The organism is Endozoicomonas sp. ALC013, from assembly GCF_049310205.1.
In the GTDB taxonomy this organism is placed as follows: domain Bacteria; phylum Pseudomonadota; class Gammaproteobacteria; order Pseudomonadales; family Endozoicomonadaceae; genus Endozoicomonas.
On record NZ_JBLYNS010000089.1, the window covers coordinates 1 to 21,825 of the forward strand.

The 21,825-nt window shown below is 52.0% G+C and carries 20 protein-coding genes; 13 read left to right on the top strand and 7 right to left on the bottom strand.

What is annotated here, in order from left to right; genetic code table 11:
* Positions 1-333 (top strand): hypothetical protein (locus tag ACO6V1_RS15540; RefSeq protein ID WP_422467523.1); only part of this gene is annotated, 333 nt, incomplete at its 5' end.
* Positions 334-426: 93 nt separating this feature from the next.
* Here the strand turns inward: ACO6V1_RS15540 and ACO6V1_RS15545 are convergent.
* The 5 genes from ACO6V1_RS15545 to ACO6V1_RS15565 all read right to left on the bottom strand — a co-directional run bounded on the left by ACO6V1_RS15545 (position 427) and on the right by ACO6V1_RS15565 (position 7,515).
* Positions 427-591 carry a hypothetical protein gene (locus tag ACO6V1_RS15545; RefSeq protein WP_422446380.1) on the bottom strand — a complete coding sequence of 55 codons (165 nt, stop codon included), beginning with the start codon at positions 589-591 and terminating at the stop codon, positions 427-429.
* Between the two features lie 260 nt (positions 592-851).
* On the bottom strand, positions 852-2,015 hold the full coding sequence (locus ACO6V1_RS15550; RefSeq protein WP_422446378.1) for a DUF3322 domain-containing protein: 1,164 nt from the start codon (positions 2,013-2,015) through the stop codon (positions 852-854).
* Positions 2,016-5,435, bottom strand: a complete 3,420-nt coding sequence (locus ACO6V1_RS15555) for an ATP-binding protein (RefSeq protein WP_422467525.1) — start codon at positions 5,433-5,435, stop codon at positions 2,016-2,018. It lies immediately after the preceding gene.
* On the bottom strand, positions 5,416-6,033 hold the full coding sequence (locus ACO6V1_RS15560) for a DUF4194 domain-containing protein (protein ID WP_101744996.1): 618 nt from the start codon (positions 6,031-6,033) through the stop codon (positions 5,416-5,418). Before ACO6V1_RS15560 ends, ACO6V1_RS15555 begins: the two co-directional genes overlap by 20 nt.
* 36 nt (positions 6,034-6,069) lie before the next feature.
* Positions 6,070-7,515, bottom strand: a complete 1,446-nt coding sequence (locus ACO6V1_RS15565; RefSeq protein ID WP_422446374.1) for a DUF3375 domain-containing protein — start codon at positions 7,513-7,515, stop codon at positions 6,070-6,072.
* Positions 7,516-7,896: 381 nt separating this feature from the next.
* Between ACO6V1_RS15565 and ubiE the strand changes: the two genes are divergently transcribed.
* The 12 genes from ubiE (at position 7,897) to ACO6V1_RS15625 (ending at position 18,334) form a co-directional block, all read left to right on the top strand.
* Positions 7,897-8,664, top strand: coding sequence for a bifunctional demethylmenaquinone methyltransferase/2-methoxy-6-polyprenyl-1,4-benzoquinol methylase UbiE (ubiE, locus tag ACO6V1_RS15570; protein WP_422446372.1), 768 nt, complete (start codon positions 7,897-7,899; stop codon positions 8,662-8,664).
* The gene (locus ACO6V1_RS15575; protein WP_422467527.1) at positions 8,664-9,347 is read left to right on the top strand and encodes a ubiquinone biosynthesis accessory factor UbiJ; all 684 of its coding nucleotides are present in this window, start codon (positions 8,664-8,666) and stop codon (positions 9,345-9,347) included. Before ubiE ends, ACO6V1_RS15575 begins: the two co-directional genes overlap by 1 nt.
* 9 nt (positions 9,348-9,356) lie before the next feature.
* Positions 9,357-10,973 (top strand): ubiquinone biosynthesis regulatory protein kinase UbiB, encoded by a 1,617-nt coding sequence (gene ubiB / locus ACO6V1_RS15580; protein ID WP_422467531.1) that lies wholly within the window; start codon positions 9,357-9,359, stop codon positions 10,971-10,973.
* Positions 10,974-11,566: 593 nt separating this feature from the next.
* Positions 11,567-11,974, top strand: coding sequence for a phosphoribosyl-AMP cyclohydrolase (hisI, locus tag ACO6V1_RS15585; RefSeq protein ID WP_422446368.1), 408 nt, complete (start codon positions 11,567-11,569; stop codon positions 11,972-11,974).
* Between the two features lie 41 nt (positions 11,975-12,015).
* Positions 12,016-12,342: a phosphoribosyl-ATP diphosphatase gene (locus ACO6V1_RS15590; RefSeq protein WP_422446366.1), complete on the top strand. Its 327-nt coding sequence runs from the start codon at positions 12,016-12,018 to the stop codon at positions 12,340-12,342.
* Positions 12,343-12,694: 352 nt separating this feature from the next.
* Entirely contained in the window at positions 12,695-12,961 is a 267-nt protein-coding gene (gene tatA / locus ACO6V1_RS15595; RefSeq protein WP_422446364.1) for a twin-arginine translocase TatA/TatE family subunit, read from the top strand.
* A gap of 131 nt (positions 12,962-13,092) precedes the next feature.
* On the top strand, positions 13,093-13,512 hold the full coding sequence (tatB, locus tag ACO6V1_RS15600) for a Sec-independent protein translocase protein TatB (RefSeq protein WP_422461082.1): 420 nt from the start codon (positions 13,093-13,095) through the stop codon (positions 13,510-13,512).
* Between the two features lie 330 nt (positions 13,513-13,842).
* Positions 13,843-14,622 carry a twin-arginine translocase subunit TatC gene (gene tatC, locus ACO6V1_RS15605; RefSeq protein WP_163369373.1) on the top strand — a complete coding sequence of 260 codons (780 nt, stop codon included), beginning with the start codon at positions 13,843-13,845 and terminating at the stop codon, positions 14,620-14,622.
* Between the two features lie 145 nt (positions 14,623-14,767).
* Positions 14,768-16,069 (top strand): ankyrin repeat domain-containing protein, encoded by a 1,302-nt coding sequence (locus tag ACO6V1_RS15610; protein ID WP_422461084.1) that lies wholly within the window; start codon positions 14,768-14,770, stop codon positions 16,067-16,069.
* Positions 16,070-16,349: 280 nt separating this feature from the next.
* A complete protein-coding gene (locus tag ACO6V1_RS15615) occupies positions 16,350-16,643 on the top strand; it encodes a hypothetical protein (RefSeq protein WP_422461086.1) in 294 nt (97 codons plus the stop codon).
* Positions 16,644-16,725: 82 nt separating this feature from the next.
* Complete coding sequence (locus ACO6V1_RS15620) at positions 16,726-17,436, top strand: 16S rRNA (uracil(1498)-N(3))-methyltransferase (protein ID WP_422461088.1); 711 nt, start codon at positions 16,726-16,728, stop codon at positions 17,434-17,436.
* Between the two features lie 220 nt (positions 17,437-17,656).
* On the top strand, positions 17,657-18,334 hold the full coding sequence (locus ACO6V1_RS15625; protein WP_163369377.1) for a DUF2059 domain-containing protein: 678 nt from the start codon (positions 17,657-17,659) through the stop codon (positions 18,332-18,334).
* Between the two features lie 209 nt (positions 18,335-18,543).
* Here ACO6V1_RS15625 and ACO6V1_RS15630 read toward each other — a convergent pair whose 3' ends face one another.
* Together ACO6V1_RS15630 and ACO6V1_RS15635 are read right to left on the bottom strand one after the other, a co-directional pair.
* Positions 18,544-20,841, bottom strand: coding sequence for a primosomal protein N' (locus ACO6V1_RS15630; RefSeq protein ID WP_422446353.1), 2,298 nt, complete (start codon positions 20,839-20,841; stop codon positions 18,544-18,546).
* A gap of 119 nt (positions 20,842-20,960) precedes the next feature.
* Positions 20,961-21,825, bottom strand: an 865-nt coding sequence (locus ACO6V1_RS15635; RefSeq protein WP_422467529.1) for an ankyrin repeat domain-containing protein, incomplete at its 5' end; no start/stop codon positions are given.

Consider the following 21,825-nt stretch of genomic DNA (forward strand, 5'->3'; position numbering starts at 1 on the left):
GCTGGCTCTGTCCGGGTAAAGCGAACCCTGTATCGATCCGGCTCAGGAAGCAAATGTATAGTCCCCCTGGAACTCCAGGCAGGGATTGTTGAAGGGTTCTGGTTACCCAGGGCGGCAAAGCAAGCGGCATGGATGGTGGCTCAGTTGCCACCAACCGAAGTGGCAAGCCTTCTTGAGTTGCTGGGAAATATGAAACCGTCGGCCAGTACTTTGGCTCGTCTTCCTGCAAAACTCAGTGAACGGTGGGAACAGTATCTTGAACCTTTTGAGTATATGTCTGGCAGACAACTTTCAGGTTCCAGCCAATGCTGCGACGGTAGCGGCCTCTCTTGATGGTGTAATGCTGCCTATGAAGGGCGGAAAGCGTCAGGAAAAACGGGACAAGGGAGCAGCTGAAGGCAAGCTTACCAGAGGCCCTGCGGGTTGTCAGGAAGCCAGTTGTGGGACGCTGTCGCTCTCTTCACTTTTTAAAAAGTGGGTGTCCTTTTTATTGTCACCAATAATTTTGGATAACAGCAGCAGCTCATCTTCAGTTGCCTGATTGAGTACGTCGTAAAGATTTCGATCTTGTCGGGTGAATACTATGCTCATTTGCAAAACTCAAATTTCAAAGCTCAATGCTTCCGTACACTTGCCAGCTCTTAAGTACTGTACTGGTTGGGAATGAAATCTCGAATAATACCTGATAGATGTTATACGGAAAGAGAAGCTGGAGGTTATATATGGTCCGCCCCGCACAAGAGAAACCAGTGTTAAGAAACCATTAAGAAACCAGTGTTAGGTCTTGAAACTTGAATGTGTTCAAAAAGAAAGACCTCACCCTGGATTTTCGCTGCTAATGCTATCACAGGTCAAAGTGCATCCAACAGCCAGCCATAACCAACACGCTCCTGTTCCAGACGCAGGTTTTTTCCGAAGGTATTATCTTTCAGGGCCGCAAACACTGGCGATTCATCCGGGGTAAGCCCCGGCAGTTCACCAGTAAAACGCTTGCTGTCCATCTCCTCTGTACACAGTGCCAAATGCGTTTGCAGGGTGGCTTGGTCCATCAACAAGGAGCGGACTTGCGGAAAATGCTGGCGCAGGCGGGAGAGAATGGCAAAACCGTGGGTGTCAATATCCCCCCAATAGATAATCTCTTTTTCCTTCAGCCAGCCAATGGAAGACAGTGACTGAATACCATAGCCCAGCCCAAAGATGACAATGGCATCCGGTACTGGTGGAAAGGCAAGACCATTGACCTTGTTTTCTGTGATAAACACCTTGCCGGTTCCCGGATCTATAAATTGCGACACCGGAACCGTGATATCCGTCACCGGGCCGGGATGATCCAATAACCGGTATCGCACCAGCGGCTCATCAAACCGTAAACCAAAGCGGCGCTCAAAACCGTTTTCCGCGAGCCCGGCGATGGTCCCATCAAAATCCTCCGGTTCAAGGGCCAGGCTCAGCAACTCCGAGAGAATGCCCTTGTTATTTTCAATAAATTTGCTGTCAACACTTTGGATATCCAACTGGCGGATGTAACGCCCCGGTTTTGGATTCAGCTGAAAATATCGGCAGACCTTCAGCAACCGGGGCCAGCTATCAACCAGCTCCAGGGCTTTTAACGGTTTATCCAGCAGCCAGGGCATTAACTCTGGCAGCTGTCGTCTGGTTGTGCCCGCCAGTTCATCAAACTGGCGAAAGGCTTTGATCTTGCCGATAAAACCCAGCCAGTCTTCCCGGTGTTCAAACACAATGCGCTGGGGCAGGCGCTGGGTACCGAGCTGCTGATGGTTGATGCTGCGATAATCCAGCCGATAACCACTGCCTTTTACCGCCTTGCTATTGCTGTGTAACAGGGCTATCCAGTCCCGCACTTTGGCAAACTCCTGGCTGAGCACTTTGCCGGAAGGTTTGCGAAACGTAATTTCCAGCGGAAACAGGGATTCTCCCTGCAACACACTTCTCAAAAACGCCCCGGAACTCCAGGGGCGCAGGGATTTTTTTTGCAGTTCGGTGAGGGTAATCATTTAGCTAATGGCTTCTGCCCGGTTCTGGCTTATGGTTTCCTTAAGCAGACGCTCCTGCTCCTGCTGTTTCTCCTGTCGGTATTGTTCAATGGTCAGGTTCCGGAGCATAGAGTGGTTCCCGCCCTGGTTATGAACAAAGTGGACAGAGTTCACATAATCTTCAATCACATGAATCTTCTGCAGGGGGGTGACAATCAATAATTGCAGATTCAACCGGCGAAACAGCTCCAGCCCGTAGCGGGCGGACTCGTCAGAACCCCGGCCAAAGGCTTCGTCGATCATAACAAAGCGGAAAGAGCGGGAATGGTTTTCGCCCCACTCCAGACCCAGCTGGTAGGCCAGTGCTGCCGCCAGGATGGTGTAGGCCAGTTTCTCCTTTTGCCCTCCGGATTTGCCACCGGCATCGGAATAGAACTCTTTTTCCGAGTCATCTTCTCGATAGCGTTCCGAGGCATTGAACAGGAACCAGTTGCGCACATCGGTCACTTTGCGGGTCCAGCGTTTGTCCAGTTCGCTCTGGCCTTCCCGGCCATTAAATCGTTCGACAATGGTTTTCACCTGCAGGAATTTGTTTTCCGCATAGGCATCATCGCTGTTATCGGCGGTCAGTGTATCGCCGAGGCAGTTTCTCAGGTCGATTTTGAACTGGTTGATCTCCGGGTCCCGGTGATTGTCCGCCACCAGTCGTATATAGGTGCCGTCGCTGTAGTCAATAGCGGCCAGGGAGCGGTTAATGGTGGCGATTTTATCCCGAATGGTTTGTTGCTGATGATCCAGCCAGTTCTGGAACATGGCCATGTTGTGGATGGTGCCTTCATTAAGCATCTGTTTAAACCGTTGCTCATGGCGGGGCAGGTCTTCCCCTTGCAGGGTTTCCAGCATGGCGGTGAATTCCGCAACTGAGCCCATGGAGGCGTCCACTTCACGGGTTTCCTGGGGATAGGCGTTTTTATAGTCCGCCATCTGCCCGGTAATCCGGGCCGCCAGTTCCCGGGACTTTTTCTCCCGGCTATCCAGGCGATGCTGCAGCCAGCTGCGCATGGTGGATTGGGAGCTGTCGCAGTTTTCAATGGTGATCTTTTTGTCCCCCAGGGCTTCATGTTCCATTTCGGCAAGCGTGGGAAAGCATGACTCCCGGGCGGTTTCCGGAAGCTCTGAAAGCTGTTGTTCAGAAAACTTCAGCAGTTTGTGATCCTGTTTCAGCTTCTCTGCAGCGGTACCGGACTCCCTGGTCAGTTTACGCTCCTGTTCCTCTTTTTCACGAGTAGCTGCTTCACAACGTTCCAGGCGTTCGCGCAAGGTGCGAAGAATGTCGGAGCGTGTTTCAAGCTGCTGCTTTTCCTGTTCCAGGCTGTTGATTTGAATGGCCAGGGGCTGCCAGTTGATTTCGGCAAAATCCGCGTATTTCAGCAGCAGCTTCAGATCTAACTGCCGCTGGTTCAGCTGGTTGATCTGCTGGTTAAACCGCATCTCAGCGCTGGCGGATTTCTGAATGTCGGCTTCCAGCTGTTTACGGGTGGCTTCCAGGGTGAAGATTTTTTCCCGGTTGCTCCAGCCCAGGACAAAACGGGAACGGTCATCAATACGGTAACGGTCGTCTTTTTCATGGCGGCTGCCGCCACTTTTGATCTGTCCGGCGGTGGTGATGGCCCGAACCTCCCGGCGGAAGTCGGCCAGCTGATCGCAACAGATATAGTCAAAGCGCTGGGACAGTTCATGCTCAAGCCAGCTGTAAAACTGGCTGTCGGTCTTGATCGAGACCTTGCGGCACAAGGAGCGAGGGTCAAGGGTATCGGCCGTGGCGCGGGCGGGCTGGCGAACCCGGTAATAGACCAGACGTCCCTTGAGGTGGGTGCGATCCACATAGTCAGCAACGGACTGGTAGTGCTCATCGGGCACCAGCAGGCTCAGGGCAAAATTATGGAGTACTCGTTCAACCGCCCCTTCCCAGTGTTTGTCTTCTTCGCGAACCTGGAGCAGTTCACCGGCAAAGGGCAGGGTGGATTCCGGCAGGTTGAGGGATTCACTCAGGGCCTGACGGATGGCCAGGTTGCGGCTGGGGATATTGGACTGACGACTTTTCAGCGAGGCGATCTCTGCTTCCAGTTCATCGTGCTGACTGCGCAGTTTCTGGAACTCAACGCGGTGTTCCACTTGCTGGTTTTGCAGATCGGCCTGCTGTTTCTCCAGGGATTGCAGTCCGGTTTCCGCCTGCTGCCGGTTATGAAAAAAACCATCGTCGTCTGCAGGTTGGGAGAATTCCAGGATGTTGCACAGTGCCTGGTAATCATCACAGGCTTTGGCGATGCGGTTCCGTTCCCGTCCCAGTCGTTCCAGTTCTGTTTTTAGTTCGGAGAGGCGCTGGCCACCATTCTGGTCAATGGCCCGTTCCAGTTCACGGCTGGTGGTGCGCAGGTCATCAATGGACAGACGCAGCTCCTGCAGGCGGGATTCGAGTTTTTGCTGTTCCTGTTCCCGGCGTTGGATGCGCTCCGTCAGCAGCGTGATTTTTTTATCGGCAAAAAAACCGTACAGCGCTTCTCTGGACTGGCGCAGGGCCGCAATGCTTGACTCAATGCTTTCATACTGGTTGCAGTTGTCAATCATGGGGGCGAGGCGGTCAATTTGCTGGCGAGCTTTCAGTACCGCCTCGTGAGCCCGGTTAAGATTGTCAAACTGACGACTGAGTTCGTTGACTTTCTCTTCGGCATCAGTGCTTTCCAGCATGTGGCTGCGGACAAACTCGGTCAGGTTGCCCACGGATTTCATGGAGACGGTCTGGTAAAGCAGCTCCAAAGCCTGATCGTTGTCAATGCCCATCTGGCGACGGAACTCGGCCTGGTATTGGCTGAAACTGTCAAACAGCTTGATGTGCTCCTTTCGTTTCAACTTTTTTTTCAGGTCACCAATATCACTGCCAAAGCCGCTGAAGTGTTTGGCAATGGATAACGGTTTTCGTGCCACCAGATAGAAGCGCTCCGGCGTATTGCTGTTATCCCGGCTCCAGAATACCTGGGCCAGGGTGATGGTCTGGTCAAACCCTTCGTTGACAAAACGGGCCAGCAGGACGCTGTAGCTGTTATGGTCGCGCAGGGCCACCGCTTTGGCGCTGAGGGTGTCGTCATCCTTGGCGCTTTTGTAGTATCCGCGCACATAGGAGGTGAGGTTGCGCTCTTTGGTTTCCGCACCCGCCGCCTTGTTGTAGGTGATTTTCTGGCTGGGGACCAACAGGGTGGTGAGACCATCCACCAGGGTGGATTTACCGGAACCGATATCCCCGGTCAGCAGGCTGTTATCACCACCGGGGGTGGCGACCCAGATTTTTTTGTGAAAGGTTCCCCAGTTCAGCACTTCCAGGGCTGCCAGACGAAAGCCAGCCCGTTTTGTGCTGTCGGAAAAATCAAACGAGTGTGTCTGCATGGTCCCGGTATACCTTGAGTTTGTCGTTAAAATCCGCCAGCCAGTCGGCATCCACCAGTGCCTTGATGATGCGTCGTACTTCCCAGGCGGGGGGATTGCCGGACAGTTTTTTCAGGAAGCCAAATTCGGCCACTTTATTGATGTGGGTATCGATCTGGTCAAACAGTCGGGCTTCATTGGCCCGGTCCGGCAGGAACACCCGCATCATCTCAACGATCTGTTCACGGTTCAGGATCAGCCGGGCATCACCACCGCTGGCGTCCTGCTCCACCATTTTTTTGCGCAGCAGTACGCAGAGCAGGCTGACCGGAAAACTGAGGGGGCGACGGGCCACCAGTCGCGGCAGCTTTGTCTTGTCGTCGTCTGCTTCGGTGGTCTCTTCATCCAGTTGCCGGAGAAAAGCGTAGCCTTCGGCCTCGTCCAGGATCAGGTCCAGACCCATGACCCGGACATAGTCCAATACTGGCCCATGAAGTTCTTCAAGCTGCTGCCATACCGCTGGATTCTGGTCCCGGTAGACAACACCTTTCATCAGGTTGACCACAACGACACCCAGATTGGCGTTCCCCTGTGATGGGGCTGATTCATTCTTACTCATTTTGTTATGACGAAGTGATTAATAGGTAAAAAACCATTAACGGGTGAAAATCACCGAAGGCATCCACGCCGCTTTAGTATTCCCGGTATTGTCCAGCCACTGAACCGCTTGATTATGTTCAGCGTTGATTACCGCCCGATCCGATTCAGCCGCGATATGTAAGTAGGCGACCACTTCGCTTAATCCTTTTTTCACCGGGTAGAGTTCCAGCAGTTCTGCCAGGGTGATTTGTGACCGGGTTTGCAGGGCGAAGCGAATCTGGCTTTTCAGGGCCTGCTCATCCACATAGTGCTGATTATAGAGTGCGCTGGTGTCCACATCGCCCTGACCCTCTTCCGGCACTTCATCAATCACCGGGCGCAGGGCAGGGCGGAACAGCCCCCGACCCATGGGCAGCTCCACTTCCGGTTTTAATGGCGACAGTGTGGTGAACAGTTTATCCGGTGGCGGGTGCTGGCGAATGGTGATGGCGTTCTGCTCAATATCCCGGACAATCTCCATAATCCGGCGGTTTTCCAGCCAGGCCTGGTCATCCAGGTAGCGGCGTAACTGTTCCACTAACAGGGCGCAGGTGCTGTTCACTTTTTCCCCGGCTTCCAGCAGACGAAAACGAATGCCGTCCAGCAAAGGGTCTTTATCACTGTTGAGGCTATTGATTTCCGGCAGCCGGAGGACTTTTTGCAATGTCTCCTGCAATTCATCCTGGCTGACCGGGGACATCAGCCAGCTCCAGAATGCCTTGAAGCTGCGCCCCTGGTCCGATTCAGTAATGGCATCCTGCTCCGAGAAAATGGTGTCCAGCATCTGGCCCTTACCGCTGCTGCTGGTGGTGATCCGCTCTCTGACGCCCCGGTCCAGTGCCCGGAAGTTCTCTTCCACCTGACGGAAGTCAGACAACAGCTGCCGTGCGGTATCTTCTGCCTGCAGGAATTTTTCCTTGATACGGGTACCGTCGTGAGGGGTGACATGACCTTCACGAAGCTGGGCAATCTGTCGTTCAATGGCGGTCTTTTCCTGCTCTAATTGTTGAATGCGCAGGGTGGGGTCGGTTTCGGTCTCATCGGCAATTTCCCGCAGTAGCCGGAAAATGGTCAGTAGTCTGGACTCGGTGCCGACAAATTGTTTCTGTTCAAAACTGGCAATCCACTCAATCACTTTTTCGGTGGCGGGCGTCAGGTCAAACAGCGGTTCATCACCCATGCTGGCGGGTGGGTAATACTTTCTTAAATACCCGTGTTCACCGGCAGACCAGTTGTTGAGATAATCCCGCCCTTTTTTGGGGTACCGGTTCTCCCCGGTGGTTTCCCGTAGATGGTGCAGGTAATCGTCCAGCCTGGTGGCCAGCTCTTCTGCCCCCACCGAGCGTTGGTTGGTGGCAATAAAGGCGCGGTGCAGGAAGCTGATAATCAGCGGTGCGCTGTCTGCCTGCAACAGTCGCCAGGCCGGGTGGCTGCGCAGGCCGGAGATACGGTTGAAGTCCATGGGGCAGAATGAGTAATGACAGAGCCAATAATAAATAATGGCTGTGATGGTAGTTGATTACGGAAGCTTATTCCATGACTTCGCTCCTATTCTCTCCCGGTTAGAAATTCTACCTGAATAACTTCCTCTGTTTGCCACAGAGACACGGAGGCTCAGAGGAAAAGATTTTTCTTTTCTCCGCGCATCCGTCTCTCTGTGGCAAGGCTTTTCTTTGCTGGATAACATCGAAAATGTGGCAGTTATTTCAGGGCAGTTCCATAGAGAGCATTCGCCGTTTTTTCCGGTAATGGCGACGATACCTGTTCTCATGCTTACGCCATAAGTCATTTGCCTTTACAATAACCAGCCATAAGATTGATCGAACGAATGCCGGGAAGGATCATGACTGACAGTGGCAAGCAAAAGCATGATGGCACAACGCACTTTGGTTATCGTGATGTGCCAGAGAGTGATAAAGAAGGGCTGGTAGCGGGTGTCTTTCACTCGGTAGCCAGTAGCTATGATGTGATGAATGACCTGATGTCCCTGGGTATTCATCGGCTCTGGAAGCGTTTTACCATTGAGCTTTCTGCCGCCAGGCCCGGTCATGTGGTGCTGGATATCGCCGGGGGGACTGGCGATCTGGCCAGGCAGTTTTCCCGTATCGTTGGAGAAACCGGGCGGGTTGTGCTGGCGGATATCAATGAATCCATGTTGCGCGTCGGTCGGGATCGACTGACTGATCAGGGTATTGTTGGCAATATGGAGTTTGTCCAGGCCAATGCGGAATGCCTGCCTTTCCCGGATAACACCTTTGACTGCATTACCATCTCTTTTGGTCTGCGTAATGTGACGGATAAGAATGCGGCACTTCGCTCTATGTGCCGGGTGTTAAAGCCGGGTGGGCGGTTGCTGGTTCTAGAGTTTTCCAAAACCAACCATCCATTGCTGACCAGGGCTTACGATGCTTATTCGTTCAGTTTGCTGCCAATGATGGGCAAGCTGGTGGCCGGGGACTCCGAAAGTTATCAGTACCTTGCGGAAAGTATTCGCATGCATCCGGATCAGGAGACGCTGGAAGGCATGATGAAACAGGCCGGGTTTGTCAATACGGCCTACCACAATATGACCGGCGGCATTGTGGCGCTGCATAAGGGAGTTAAGCCCTGATGGCCGACTCTGATAACAGCTCTTCTGACAGCTCTGTTGATAACATCGTCGTCAAGATGGGGTTGCTGGCCGCCCTCGAGCGTCAGGTCAATTCACTGTTGGCTCTGGATCCGGTCACCATAAAAAAACTGTCGCACTGGTTTGGTAAGGTGGTGGCTTTTCAGTGCACTTCGCCGCAGTGGTTATGTTATGTCCACTTTGAGCATGACCGTATTCGTCTTGCCAGTACTCTTGGTGAAGAGCGCGAATATGCGGTGGATGCCACCTTTACAGGTTCCAGCATTGCATTTGTCACACTGGCGACGCGCAGGAATCTGCCGTTTGCTGATGTTCCCGGGTTGAGTGTTTCTGGTGATAAGACACTGATTGCTGATTTGCAGCAGATTCACCAGCAGATGGAGTTGGACTGGGAAAGACCGCTTTGCCAGACCTTTGGCGACATCACCGGACATTTTATGGCCCGGGGGCTCCGCTTCGTCGGTGACCATGTTCACCGGGGGCAGCAGCTGGTTATGGACAACCTCGGGGAATACCTTCAGGAAGAACTTCGCCTGATTCCGTCAAGGATTGAAGTGGAAAGCTTTGCGGAGGAAGTGGGGTGCCTGGCTGAGTCGATGGAGCGGCTGGAAGAGCAATGGCAAATCATACAACCTGCAAAAAATACATCTGATGCCAAATCATAAGTCGGGGGCCTGACGTTGATCCGTTTGTTGAAAATTGTGGCCGCTGTCGCCCGTAACCGGCTGGATAATCTGATTGATTCGGAGCGCTCACCGTTCTGGCTGCGCTGCCTGCTGATTTTGCTGCCCTGGCGCTATGTTATCCGCAATAATGCCCCCCGGGGTGAGCGTGTCCGCCTCTCTCTGGAGGCGCTTGGGCCTATCTTTATCAAGTTCGGGCAAATCCTCTCAACCCGGCGGGACCTGTTGCCGGATGATATCAGTGATGAGTTGTCCCGGCTTCAGGACGATGTGCCGCCGTTTCCCGCCGCCGAGGCGATTGGCATTATTGAGTCCAGCCTGGGCAGCGATGTTGATACCCTGTTTGCCCGTTTTGATCGTGAACCATTGGCTTCTGCCTCGGTTGCCCAGGTTCATACCGCTCAGCTGCATACCGGTGAAGAGGTGGTGGTCAAAGTGATTCGTCCGGGCATTGACCGGGTGATTCGCAAAGACATTGGCTTAATGTATCTGTTTGCCCGCGTGCTGATTGCTTTATCAAAAGACGCTCGTCGTTTGAGGCCGGTGGAAGTGGTGGCCGACTATGAACGTACCATTCTGGATGAGCTTGATCTGTTGCGGGAAGCGGCTAACTGTTCGCAGCTGCGACGTAACTTCCTGACCTCTCCCCTGTTGTTTGTGCCCCAGGTTTACTGGGATTACTGCCGCACAAAAGTGATGGTCGTTGAGCGGATTTACGGGGTGCCTGTTTCCGATATTGCCACGATGAAAGCGCAGCATGTGGATATGAAAAAACTGGCAGAGCGGGGCGTTGAAATATTCTTCACCCAGGTGTTTCGGGATCGCTTTTTCCATGCGGATATGCATCCGGGCAATATTTTTATTGATACCACCAATCCTGCTGAGCCGCGCTATATCGGGATCGACTGTGGCATTATCGGTACGCTTGAGCCGGAAGATCAGCACTATCTGGCCAGTAACCTGCTGGCTTTCTTTCGGCGGGACTACCGCAAGGTTGCCCAGTTGCATGTGGATTCCGGATGGGTGCCCAGAGATACGCCGGTAGGAGAGCTTGAAGCGGCGATTCGTACCGTCTGTGAACCGATCTTTGAAAAGCCCCTTAAGGATATCTCCTTCGGCCAGCTGCTGGTCAGGCTCTTTCAGGTGGCTCGCCGCTTTAATATGCAGGTTCAACCGCAGCTGGTGCTGCTGGAGAAGACATTATTGAATGTCGAGGGATTGGGGCGGCAGTTATACCCGGATCTGGATCTCTGGGCCACGGCTCAGCCCTATCTGGAAAAGTGGATGAAAGGCCAGGTCAGCCCAACTGGTATTCTCTGCGATATTAAGGAGCAAAGTGCAGACTGGCTGCTAAGTGCTCCCGTGATGGCCCAGAGAGTGATGTCAACGGTGCGAACCCTGGTTGACCAGCAACAGGCGTTGCATCATCAGCAGGTGAGGGCGGAAAAACGCCAGCAAAAGCAGAGGCGTTTTGGTGTTCTGCTACTTCTGGCAGGCGGGGCGTTGATGGTGACTTCAGGTTCCCTTTTTGTGGAAAAAGAGCTGCTGGATCAGACAATGGTTGGATTACTGGCTGTGGCAATGGGTGGTTGGCTGGTTGTTCGCTAAGAAGGTTGCCAGCTTATACCGTTGCTATGACACCCCCCGGGTCAGGCACGAATCGGCCCATGAACTTTTTTTACTACCGGGGGTCAACATATTGGTATCCATCAGCTATCAGGAGTTGCCCCATGAATTCGGTTCCGGGTGGTTTTGTAAGCCGCGCCCAACCATCAGGCTACGGCGCTACTGAAGCGTCAGGTCCAGATGTGCCTGGACGTTTCTCGGGGCATGACGTTGTTGTTTCCCAGCCTTGTCACCTGTGTGCTGCGCCTCCGCCGTCCTACTCGGAAGCTATGAGGCAGACGCCACAAGCTTTTCCAGACCGTAATAAACCTGTTCCTGAACGTAATCGTAATAATGTGCTTTTGCTCAATAACGTCAGGATGCAGATGAGAGAAGATGCTTTCCAGGTAGAGCGGCGTGCTAACGATAAAGGGTGTTGTGAACAGCTATTTGGCAATGGTTGCTTAGGTGATCTTCTCCAAGCCTGTTGTGTTAGTGCCTGCATGCTAACGTTGTCGTGTCTCGGTGGGTAACAGGGATATGATATCTGATCAGCCGCGTAAGTATGTGAACAAATAAAATGATTGGATAGTGTTATGAAAACAACTCACTGGTTGGATGAGGTTCAGTGGAACGATGATGGCCTGGTGACAGCCATTGCCCAGGACCATAAAACCGCAGAGGTTTTGATGTTGGCCTGGATGAACCGGGAATCGCTGGAACTGACCCTGAAAGAACAGGTTGCCATTTACTGGTCCCGTTCACGGGGCAGGCTATGGCGCAAGGGCGAAAGCTCTGGCCATACGCAACGGCTGGTAGAGTGTCGCCTTGACTGTGATGGCGATGCGATCCTGCTGAAAGTGGAACAAACAGGTGGTATTGCCTGTCACACAGGACGTAAGTCTTGCTTTTATCGTCGCCTCAGGGATAACCATGGAGACGCATCGTGGGATACCGAAGAGCCGGTGTTGCAGGATCCGGCAACGATTTATGGACATCGGTAAAGGCTGTATTCTTTGCTGTAAATCATCCCACAGGTTAAAACATGAACGATATAATCAAAAAATTGACTGAAGTATTAAGCAACCGCAGGCAAGCTGATCCGGATTCCTCGTATGTTGCACAACTTCATAGCAAGGGACTGGACCATATTCTGAAAAAAGTGGGGGAAGAGTCAGCAGAAGTGCTGATTGCCGCCAAGGCATCAGAATATGACCATAATCGGGAGGCGGTTATTTATGAAACGGCTGATCTCTGGTTCCATACTATGGTCATGCTGTCCCATCTTGGGCTTGAGCCTGCTGATGTGTTGAATGAGCTGGATCGTCGTTTCGGGCTTTCCGGTATAGAAGAGAAAGCATCCCGCGGGTAACTGTATTTCCCGACTTTTCCTGAACGTTTGTTGCAAAATAGCCACGCCCCTGGGAGCCTGACCGAGAATAGCGCCCGTCTAGGCGACCCCGTAGCGAGGATGGCAGAAAATTGAGGATAAAAATTCGGTTTTGTGAGGTGAATAGCGGGGCTATTTGCCGAACAAAAGCGAATTTTTAGACCAATTTGCTGCCACCGCACGACTGTATGGATGCAGGAGCTAGGGCAACGCAGGAGCAGTTGCCGCGTAGGGCAGTCTATTCTCGGACAGGCTCCTGGTGATGGAATGGGGTAATATGTCCTCTCTTTGTGTATTATTTGATCAGCTTTATGGAGAGCTGAAGGAGTAGAAAATGGGTTTTGGTGGCATCAGTATCTGGCAGTTGCTGATCATTCTGTTGATCGTAGTGATGCTTTTTGGTACGAAAAAGCTTCGTGGAATGGGCAGTGATCTGGGCAATGCAGTAAAAGGTTTTAAAAAAGCACTGGGCTCTGATGAAGAGTCGGAAGGTGAGAAAAATAATGAAAAAAACTCAGGGAAGCCTGAGCTGAAGGCTGGCTCTGTTGAGCAGCGTAATCTTGAGTCTGACCTGGAAAAGTCCAGGCATAAGCAGTCTTGACTGTATAAAAGGGCTTTCAGGCCGGTTTTGGCGGAAGCTGTTCTTTTGAGCCAGGTGTGATCCCCTCTTGCAGGGGAGCTACAGCTACGCTTTGGTAATTGAGTGGCGATCGAGAGGTGTGATAGTTCGCTGTGCTTGATATAGGTTTTACAGAGTTGTTATTGGTTGCCGTAATTGCCCTGGTGGTGCTGGGTCCGGAGCGCCTGCCTCAGGCCATCCGGACAACCGCTTACTGGGTGGGCAAAATTCGTCGCAGTTTTCAGTCCGTCAAAGAGGAGCTTGAGCGGGAGATTGATGCCGACGGAATCAAACAGCAATTGCACAATGAAGCTGTCATGAAAGAGTTGAATAAAACTCGCGAACAGTTTCAAAGTCAGATCAATGATCTGAAAAAGTCTGTGAGCATTGATCCTGCCGAAGACCAGACGTCTTCCGGTGTAAATGCCTCGTCCGGGGTTGACAGTGGCTCAGTGAGTGGAGATGGCAGTGTTAACCAACAGGCAGTGAATGACACCTCTGCTCGCCTGTCTCAGGAAAAGGGCAGTAACTGACACTCCCCGCCCTGGCGGGCGAGGGTTCTTGATCGCTCAAGAACGTTTCTGTTTCACGGTCCGTAGCTCAGGGAACAGGTGGGGCCGCCTAGGCTTGGTTATCGCATAAAAGTTCCACAGTGGGAGCTTTTACGATGACGAATCAACCCATGCTCCCCAAGTCTCACACGAACTCCGCAGACTTTACATCCCGTCTGCCCGACGGTAGGTCTACAAAAGACTGAATAAAGTTAGCAAGGAATGAACAAACACTCAAGCGGAGCGCTCTGCGCGCTCCTGTCTTATATCACCGCCCGATTGGGCGATGCTTTACGACGGGTTTGGTAAACTATGTCACAACAAACGTCGGATGATTCTCAACAGACATCAAAAGGTCAGGATAAAGAGCAGCCGCTCGTTCAGCACCTCCTTGAGTTGCGCGGGCGTATCCTGAAAAGCCTGGTTGCCGTGCTGGTGGTTTTTGCCGGGCTGTTTTATTTTGCCAACGATATTTACGTTTATATCTCGGAACCGCTCCGCGCCAGCCTGCCGGAAGGCAGTACCATGATTGCCACCGAGGTGGCCTCACCCTTTCTGGCACCCTTTAAGCTGACCATTGTGCTGTCGCTGTTTATTGCGATTCCATTTATTCTCCATCAGGCGTGGGGCTTTATTGCGCCTGGCCTGTATCGGCATGAAAAAGTCATCGCAATTCCTCTGCTGGTTGCCAGTATTGTGTTGTTTTACCTGGGCATTGCCTTTGCCTACTATGTGGTCTTCCCTTTGATTTTCTCGTTTTTCACCACGGTTGGCCCTGAGTCAGTCACCGTGATGACGGATATCAACAGTTATCTGGATTTTATCCTGAAGTTGTTCTTTGCCTTTGGTATCGCTTTTGAAATCCCTGTGGCGACGGTTCTGCTGGTGTGGTCGGGGGTGACTACGGTCGAAAGCCTCAAGGAAAAGCGCCCATACGTGGTGGTTGGCTGCTTTGTGATCGGTATGATCATGACGCCGCCTGATGTTATTTCACAGTCTCTGCTGGCCATTCCGATGTGGCTGTTGTTTGAGTGCGGAATTCTCTTTGCCCGGTTTGTGAAAAGCCGGAAACCGGATGAGGCAGAAACTTAGTACTCTTTCGCAACGCTTATTATCGTTGTAAGCATTGGTGTTCAATGCAGATATAGAAGTATTGAACCTTTTCTTGTTTTGTCGGTCAAATTCATCTTTAAGCAAAAAATTGAAAGATGATAGGTATATATACCTGGAGTGACAGATGAATCTTAATCCTCATCCTCATCGTTATAGAGAAGTTTGCAGAGCTATTGCTCCCGATTTGCAATCCATGACTTTCGGGTCAGAGCAAGGCTCGGACCCGAAAAATGGCAACGCAGAGAGTGTCAAGGTGTTAACTGGTGTTGAGCCAAAGATTAAACCGGAAACCATTGATCAAACCAGGAAGTTATGTGTCGGCCTGGAACAACACAAGGTGGTTAAGCTGGAGCAGATTCAGACTTATCTTACTGGAGGGGCTGATCTGAATACAGAGATTACCCTCGGCGACTTGAGAGGTTGTAACCCATTGCACTCTGCGGCCATATCAGGCAATGGAGAGGCGGTGGCAGCCATCATTGCCACGGGTAAGGTAAACAATATCAATGTTGTTAATGGACATGGTTTTACGCCACTGGCATTGCTTTGTGGGGCCAGGGCTGAGGACGCCAAATTCATTCGTCGTTTTGACAGTGTATCCGAAGAGCGCAATGGCAGGCGTGTGGGTCTTGAGGCCTTGCTTGGGGCAGGTGCCAATCAGCACATGATGGATAGCAACAGTTGGAAGCCTATTCACCATGCCGCCAGGCACAACTTCCCGGGATTGATCGAACTTCTGGTGGAACAGGACCGGTTCGCTGGTATTGCTGGCATTGCTGGTATTGAGAGCGCCGCACTTTCCACCGATATCATCAATTGCCAGGATCGACAGGGCAATACGCCATTGCACATCGCTGCCAGTAATAACCAACTGCATGCGGTAGAGGTATTAATAAAGCTGGGAGCGAATGTCAACGCGCTCAACAAGGCTAACCAGAAACCATTGCATCGGCTGTGTATGGTTCAAAATAACAATAATACCTACGGAGGTAAGGTAGCCTGTTTGTTGCTGGAGAAAGACCCAGATCATAACTGTCAAGATAAACATGGATTTAACTGGCTTGAATACGCGTGCAGAAACGGCATGGTTTATCTTCTGGTGTATGTTGCAAGCGTGGAAAATTCGGTATTGCACAACCAGGAGAATAAAATCACCGTGGACTTAAATGGTAGATGCAATGTGAATACTGGCAAGAAATCAAGCATAACCCGGAGTCAGTTCGAGCGAGTTATCACGTTGCTCAAGCCACTTTCAGGTGTCGAGGTCTCTGCACCGGAACAATTCTGCGAAGAAGGTGTTCGAGATTCCCAGGTGCAGAATGAGAAAGATACTGATGACGGTTGCATGGATGTCAGTGTGGATCAATCGCCATTTCTGCCCCCCTCAATGCAATCAGGTTGGAAGGATGACAATAGTTCTTTTTAGTGAACGAAGTTGACCGTGAATGGTATGCCTTGTGTGGCAACTGCTCCTGCAGTTGCCTCTAACCATGCAGTCGCGCGTTGGTAGCAAATTGGTCTGAAAGTCCGATTTTGTTCGACAAATAGAACTACTTCCCCCCCAATCTAACAAAAACGTATTTTCCACCAATTTCTATCGTCCAGGCTATGCTCTCTGGTCGCCTGGACGGGGTCGCCGAGACGGGGTCGCCCATAAGGTTCAGGTGCTATGCTATCCTATGATACGGTTGTTTCAGGGAGGAAGTATGCCATATCCCCACTTCTCAGATGGTCAGGAAGCGTTTAATTCTGACCACATTTACCAGCATTCACCATTTGATGTTTCCATTGAGGTGGTCCAGAACGGCCTGCTCTGGCTACTCTCTGATCCGGTTTTTCACCCACTTAAAGCATCGCTTTCGAGTAATTATTTGTCTGTGGATGAGTTAAGGGATGAGCTGGTATCTGGTAAGATCAAGCTACCGTCGGCAGCCATTGATCGGGTACTTGATGAGATTGACCGGCTTGTGGATGATTATCGGAAAGGCGTCGCTTTTTAAGCACTCTGATTTTCCTTTTATATGAATGTGTCAGTTTCAGTTCCCTGCTGATTAACTGGCTTATCAGCGTATGGCTGTTTAGATGAATCTTCTCCTCCTTGAGCAACAACACTTTATTGATGAATGGCATGCAGAGCTGGACCAGCGACAGTTAAGGCATGTGCTGGACGTTCATCAGGCCAGTGAAGGCGATATGCTGCGTGTTGGCCTGGTGAATGGCAAGATGGGCACGGGGAAAATTACTCATCTGTCTTCAGAAATAATGCGTCTTGAGGTGGAGCTGAATATGCCTCCCCCTCCGGCCCTGCCTTTGACGGTTCTGCTGGCTTTACCCCGGCCCAAAATGCTCAAACGTTCACTCCAGCATCTGACGGCGCTGGGTGTTAAAAAGATTATCCTGATGAACAGTTATCGGGTTGAAAAAAGTTTCTGGCAGTCCCCTTGGTTAAGCCCCGGGAAAGTGCGTGAGCAGCTGATACTGGGTCTTGAGCAGGCCCGGGATACGATCATGCCAGAAGTGATTCTTGAAAAGCGTTTCAAACCTTTTGTGGAAGATCGTTTGCCGACCCTGGTGGCAGGAAAGCTGGGGCTGGTGGCTCATCCGGCAGGGGGTGAAAGCTGCCCGCATCAGATTTCCAGGCCTGCTGTGCTGGCTATTGGTCCGGAAGGGGGCTTTATTGACTATGAAGTGGATAAACTGGCACAGGCCGGGTTTCAAAGGATCCATCTTGGACCACGTATTTTACGGGTCGAGACGGCGGTAACGGCCATCGTCAGTAAACTTTACGACTGATACTCAACAGAGTATGGTAAAAGTGAGCGTTCTGGCGATAATCCAGTCACTGTCGCTCACTCCATACAGTGGGTTGATAGATATATTAACTGACTGTTTCACAATAAACGGTATCAACACGGCTCTGACTATGGACGGAAAGAGATTAGTAGTTGTAGGTTTGTTCGCTCCCCTGCTTTTTACTGCCAATGCATTGGCATCACCTGCAAAGCATCAGCTGTTGGATAAACTTTATGACCAGACAGGACTGGAACGTCAGCTTGACTGGATACACGACAGTATGACTCTTCAGCAGCAGAAATATCCGATTCCTGAGCCAGTTGTGGATACGGTCAATCAGGTGGTCAAAATTCGTTACAGTCCCGACTTTTTTCGGGCTTCCATGAAAGTAACCCTGGATGAAGCGTTGTCGGTGGGTGAATTGGACCGGTTGATTGACTGGTTCGGATCGCCCCTGGGTAAGAAAATTCTCCGCCTTGAGGCTGAAGCCAGTGATCCTGCCAATCAGGCAAAAATGGAGATGTATATCCGGGAAAAACTGTCGGCGGAGCTGCCCAGAAATAACCGGATAATTTTAATAGAAGAGTTGATGGAAGCACTTGATGCTGTTGAGCTGAGTACCGAGCTGGCTGCCAGTGCTTCAGTGGGAGCCCAGAGAATGCTTCGGGAGGTCATGCCCGCAGGTGCCGAGCAGCCAATGAGACCTGCCCAGGTGTTGAAAGCTCAGGAGAAGCCCTATATCCGGAAAGATATGCCGGAAAGAATGCGGGATATCTTTCTTTACACTTATAAATCTCTGCCGGACAGTGATATCCGGAGATATCTCGACTTTGCCCGTAAAAGTGCCATGCAGAACTTCCAGCGTGGACAAATTCAGGCAATATCGCGGATGCTATAGGAGGCTGACCGAGAATAGACTGCCCTCCTCGCTACGTGCGCTATTCTCGGTCAGCCTCAGTTTGACGGGTACAATCTCCGTTCACCCTGAGCGGAGTCGAAGGGTGCTTGGCACGATCTATCAGAGTCCGGAGTTTTCGCCCTTCGACAGGCTCAGGACGAACGGAGTCCGGAGGCACGACAACCCGTCAAATTCATTGAAACCATGTACTAGCTCATCTCCTGAGGGTCAATATCTACCGTCCACTTCAGTTGTCTGGGAAGCCGGTGGCTTTCCAGGTAGCTGACAACGCTACTCACCACCGCGTGTAAATGATTTCTGCTTTTTCCCTGGATAAGAAGGTGCCAGCGGTAGCGTCCCTGACGCTTTTCCATGGGGGCTGGAATCGGACCCAGTAACCGAACATTGCTGCCTTCGGCTGCCCGCTCAGCATAGTGTCTCAACGCTGAGAGTAGGGCTTCACTTTCCCCCTGGTTAACCGACTCTGATCGAACCAGGGTTAAATATCCCTGTGGGGGAAGATTCAGGCTTTTTCTTTCCATAAACAGACTGCTGGCAAAACGGCTGTAATCGTTCATGGACAGAAGCTGGAGCGCAGGGTGTTCCGGATTATAGGTTTGAATAATAACCTGTCCGGGCTTATTCCCCCGTCCTGCTCGCCCCGCCACCTGCATAATCAATTGGCCGGTTCTTTCCGGTCCTCTGAAGTCAGAGCTGAACAGCCCTGCATCGGCATTGACGATGGCAACCAGGGTCACATTCGGGAAGTGGTGACCTTTCGCCAGCATCTGTGTGCCCAGCAGTATGCAGGGTCTGCCGGACTGCACTTCCTCCAGCATATTGCTCAACGCTTGTTTTCTGCGCGTGGTGTCCCGGTCGATTCTCAGCACGGGATAACCGGAGAAGTGTTGGCTGAGGGTCTGCTCTGTCCGCTCCGTACCCTGGCCTACAGGTTGAAGCTTTCTGCTCCGGCACGATGGGCACTGCCATGGGATAGCCTGTTGCAGATCGCAATGATGGCAGTGCATATGGGGAGGGTAACGGTGAATGGTCATGTGCGCATCGCAGTGCGGGCAGTCGATAATGGTGCCGCAGTCCTGACAGATCATGGATGGCGCATAGCCACGACGGTTCAGGAAAACCATCACCTGATTGCCTCGTCCAAGATGAGCAGTCATTCTTTGCAGCAGTTCTGTGGATAAGCCGTCTTTCAGAACCTGGTGGCGCATATCCAGCAGCTCCATGGCGGGTGGACGCGCATTCCCTGCCCTCTGCTTCAGGTGAAGCTGAGTGTATTTTCCCTGATGCGCATTGTGTAGCGTTTCCAGGGAAGGGGTTGCCGATCCAAGGACGACCGGACAGTGGCACTGGCTGCCGCGGAATATGGCAAGATCCCTGGCGTTATATCGCAGGCTTTCCTGCTGCTTATAAGAGCCGTCATGCTCCTCATCAACAATAATAAGCCCAAGGTGTGGCATTGGGGTGAAAATGCCTGAACGGGTGGCAATCAATATGCCAGCCGTGCCCCTGGCCGCTTCGAGCCAGCCTTGTAATCGTTCACCATCGCTGAGCCCCGAATGCAGGCAGGCAACCGGTACCTTGAAACGATCACGAAAGCGCCTGACCGTCTGAGGCGTGAGGCCGATTTCCGGAATCAGCACTAATGTCTGCTTACCGTTGGCCAATGCTGCTGAAATAGCCTGCAGGTACACTTCGGTTTTGCCGCTGCCGGTGATGCCTTCCAGAAGATAAGTGCGATAGGATCCCAGGCAATCGGTAATGGCTTCACAGGCAAACGCCTGTTCTTCGTTCAGCTGAAGGTGAGCAGACTTCAGTGGGTTGGTGGTTTCGGTAAACAGGCGTGGGGAAGGCTCAACATCCCGGGAATGGATCAATCCTTTTTTGGCCAGCTCTTTTAGAGTGCTCTTGCTGAAACCGTATTCATGGAGCTCCGTGGCGCTGATGCCGGCAGGATTTTCACCAATCAGCGTCAGGGCGGCCAGCTGCTTTTTTGATCGCTTCAGCTGGTTTCGTAACTCACTGTCCGGTTCAACCAGGGGGTACCAGAAAGGAATGCTGCCGGTGGATGCCGGTTTTCCCAGGCGCAGGTTTTTCGGCAGAGCCTGGTGCAGGGTTTCTCCGATGCTGTGATGGTAATAACGGGCTGCCCACTGGCATAGCTGGATAATATCCTCTGGTACAAGAGCCCCTTGATCCAGGACAGAAATGACTTGTTTCAGCTTATTGGCAGGAATGTCAGTGCCGGATTCGATGGAGAGCACAATCCCCACCATTTGCCGTGGGCCAAAAGGCACGATAACTCTGCTGCCAGGGTGAATGGCCGTGGCAGAATGCGTGTCTGGTGGTAAGTAGTCGAACAATTGCCTCAGAGGAGAAGGGATGGCGACTCTGATAAATTTTTCTGCAATAAGCCTGGCGGAGACGGATTGTTCGGTGGTTGCTTGATCATTTGCTGCGTCAGAAGTGTCCGCCGGTTTGCTGCTCATTCAGGTTCCATCGTGGTATTTCTATGGGGGAGATGATACAGGAACTGAAAGCTGGCATGAACAGAAACCGGGTCGGGTGGTTTGAGGTTATCCACTTTGATCTCTTCTGCCTCAGTGTTTCAGGAAGGTGTTGGAAGCAGTGGGTTGTAGATAAACTTCTTCAATTGATCGGGCAGTGGCAGTGCTTCAATTGCTGGCCGTACCGGTTGCCCGCTGATATTCAGATTTTCGATCAATCGGTTACGGATGCACGTTCGTGCGCACAGTTGCAGAAGTGTTGGTTGTTGGCATTGTAACTCGGGTATGTGGTTTTTCAGAAGGTAAGTGATTTCGGTTTGTCCTTTCCTGAATGCCCAGGCCAGGGCTGCTGGTGACTGGTGGAGGTTGGCTCCGTGTGTCAGTAAAGTTTTAACGATACTGACATGGCCATTCGAGGAGGCTTGCACCAGGGCTTCAGGAGACTGATGGGGAGTCCCACCGTTGGCCAACAGCATGCTGACAACCTGAATGTGACCCTCACGGGCGGCAATCACGAGGGCATCTGGAGAGTGGTGTGGGATGGCACCATAGGCCAGCAAAGTGTGGACGACCCCTGCATGTCCTCTTGTAGCGGCACAGACCAGGGCCTTGGATAACTGTTGAGGTGTGGCTCCGGTGGTCAGCAATGCGCTGGTGATCTCGACATACCCATTAGTTACGGCATGATCCAGGGCCGCTGGCGACCGATGGAGATTGGCACCTTTGGCTAACAGAGCGTTAACGATCTCAAGCTGTCCCTTTCTTGAGGCATGCACCAGTGCTTCTTGACAATACTCCGGGGGAACTCCTTTGTTCAGCAATGTCTTGACCGTCTCAACGTGACCATTCTCAGCGGCCCACACTAAGGCCTTCGGGCACTGGTTAAGGTCGGCTCCATGGCTCAGCAGGGCGTTGACAATCGTGCTGTGACCCTTTTGGATAGCCCACATCAGGGCTTCTGGTGAC

Excerpts from the sequence above, each read along its gene's own strand:
- ACO6V1_RS15545 (WP_422446380.1), bottom strand. The coding sequence starts at position 591 with ATGAGCATAGTATTCACCCGACAAGATCGAAATCTTTACGACGTACTC.
- ACO6V1_RS15550 (WP_422446378.1), bottom strand. The coding sequence starts at position 2,015 with ATGATTACCCTCACCGAACTGCAAAAAAAATCCCTGCGCCCCTGGAGT.
- ACO6V1_RS15555 (WP_422467525.1), bottom strand. The coding sequence starts at position 5,435 with ATGCAGACACACTCGTTTGATTTTTCCGACAGCACAAAACGGGCTGGC.
- ACO6V1_RS15560 (WP_101744996.1), bottom strand. The coding sequence starts at position 6,033 with ATGAGTAAGAATGAATCAGCCCCATCACAGGGGAACGCCAATCTGGGT.
- ACO6V1_RS15565 (WP_422446374.1), bottom strand. The coding sequence starts at position 7,515 with ATGGACTTCAACCGTATCTCCGGCCTGCGCAGCCACCCGGCCTGGCGA.
- ubiE (WP_422446372.1), top strand. The coding sequence starts at position 7,897 with ATGACTGACAGTGGCAAGCAAAAGCATGATGGCACAACGCACTTTGGT.
- ACO6V1_RS15575 (WP_422467527.1), top strand. The coding sequence starts at position 8,664 with ATGGCCGACTCTGATAACAGCTCTTCTGACAGCTCTGTTGATAACATC.
- hisI (WP_422446368.1), top strand. The coding sequence starts at position 11,567 with ATGAAAACAACTCACTGGTTGGATGAGGTTCAGTGGAACGATGATGGC.
- ACO6V1_RS15590 (WP_422446366.1), top strand. The coding sequence starts at position 12,016 with ATGAACGATATAATCAAAAAATTGACTGAAGTATTAAGCAACCGCAGG.
- tatA (WP_422446364.1), top strand. The coding sequence starts at position 12,695 with ATGGGTTTTGGTGGCATCAGTATCTGGCAGTTGCTGATCATTCTGTTG.
- tatC (WP_163369373.1), top strand. The coding sequence starts at position 13,843 with ATGTCACAACAAACGTCGGATGATTCTCAACAGACATCAAAAGGTCAG.
- ACO6V1_RS15610 (WP_422461084.1), top strand. The coding sequence starts at position 14,768 with ATGAATCTTAATCCTCATCCTCATCGTTATAGAGAAGTTTGCAGAGCT.
- ACO6V1_RS15615 (WP_422461086.1), top strand. The coding sequence starts at position 16,350 with ATGCCATATCCCCACTTCTCAGATGGTCAGGAAGCGTTTAATTCTGAC.
- ACO6V1_RS15620 (WP_422461088.1), top strand. The coding sequence starts at position 16,726 with ATGAATCTTCTCCTCCTTGAGCAACAACACTTTATTGATGAATGGCAT.
- ACO6V1_RS15630 (WP_422446353.1), bottom strand. The coding sequence starts at position 20,841 with ATGAGCAGCAAACCGGCGGACACTTCTGACGCAGCAAATGATCAAGCA.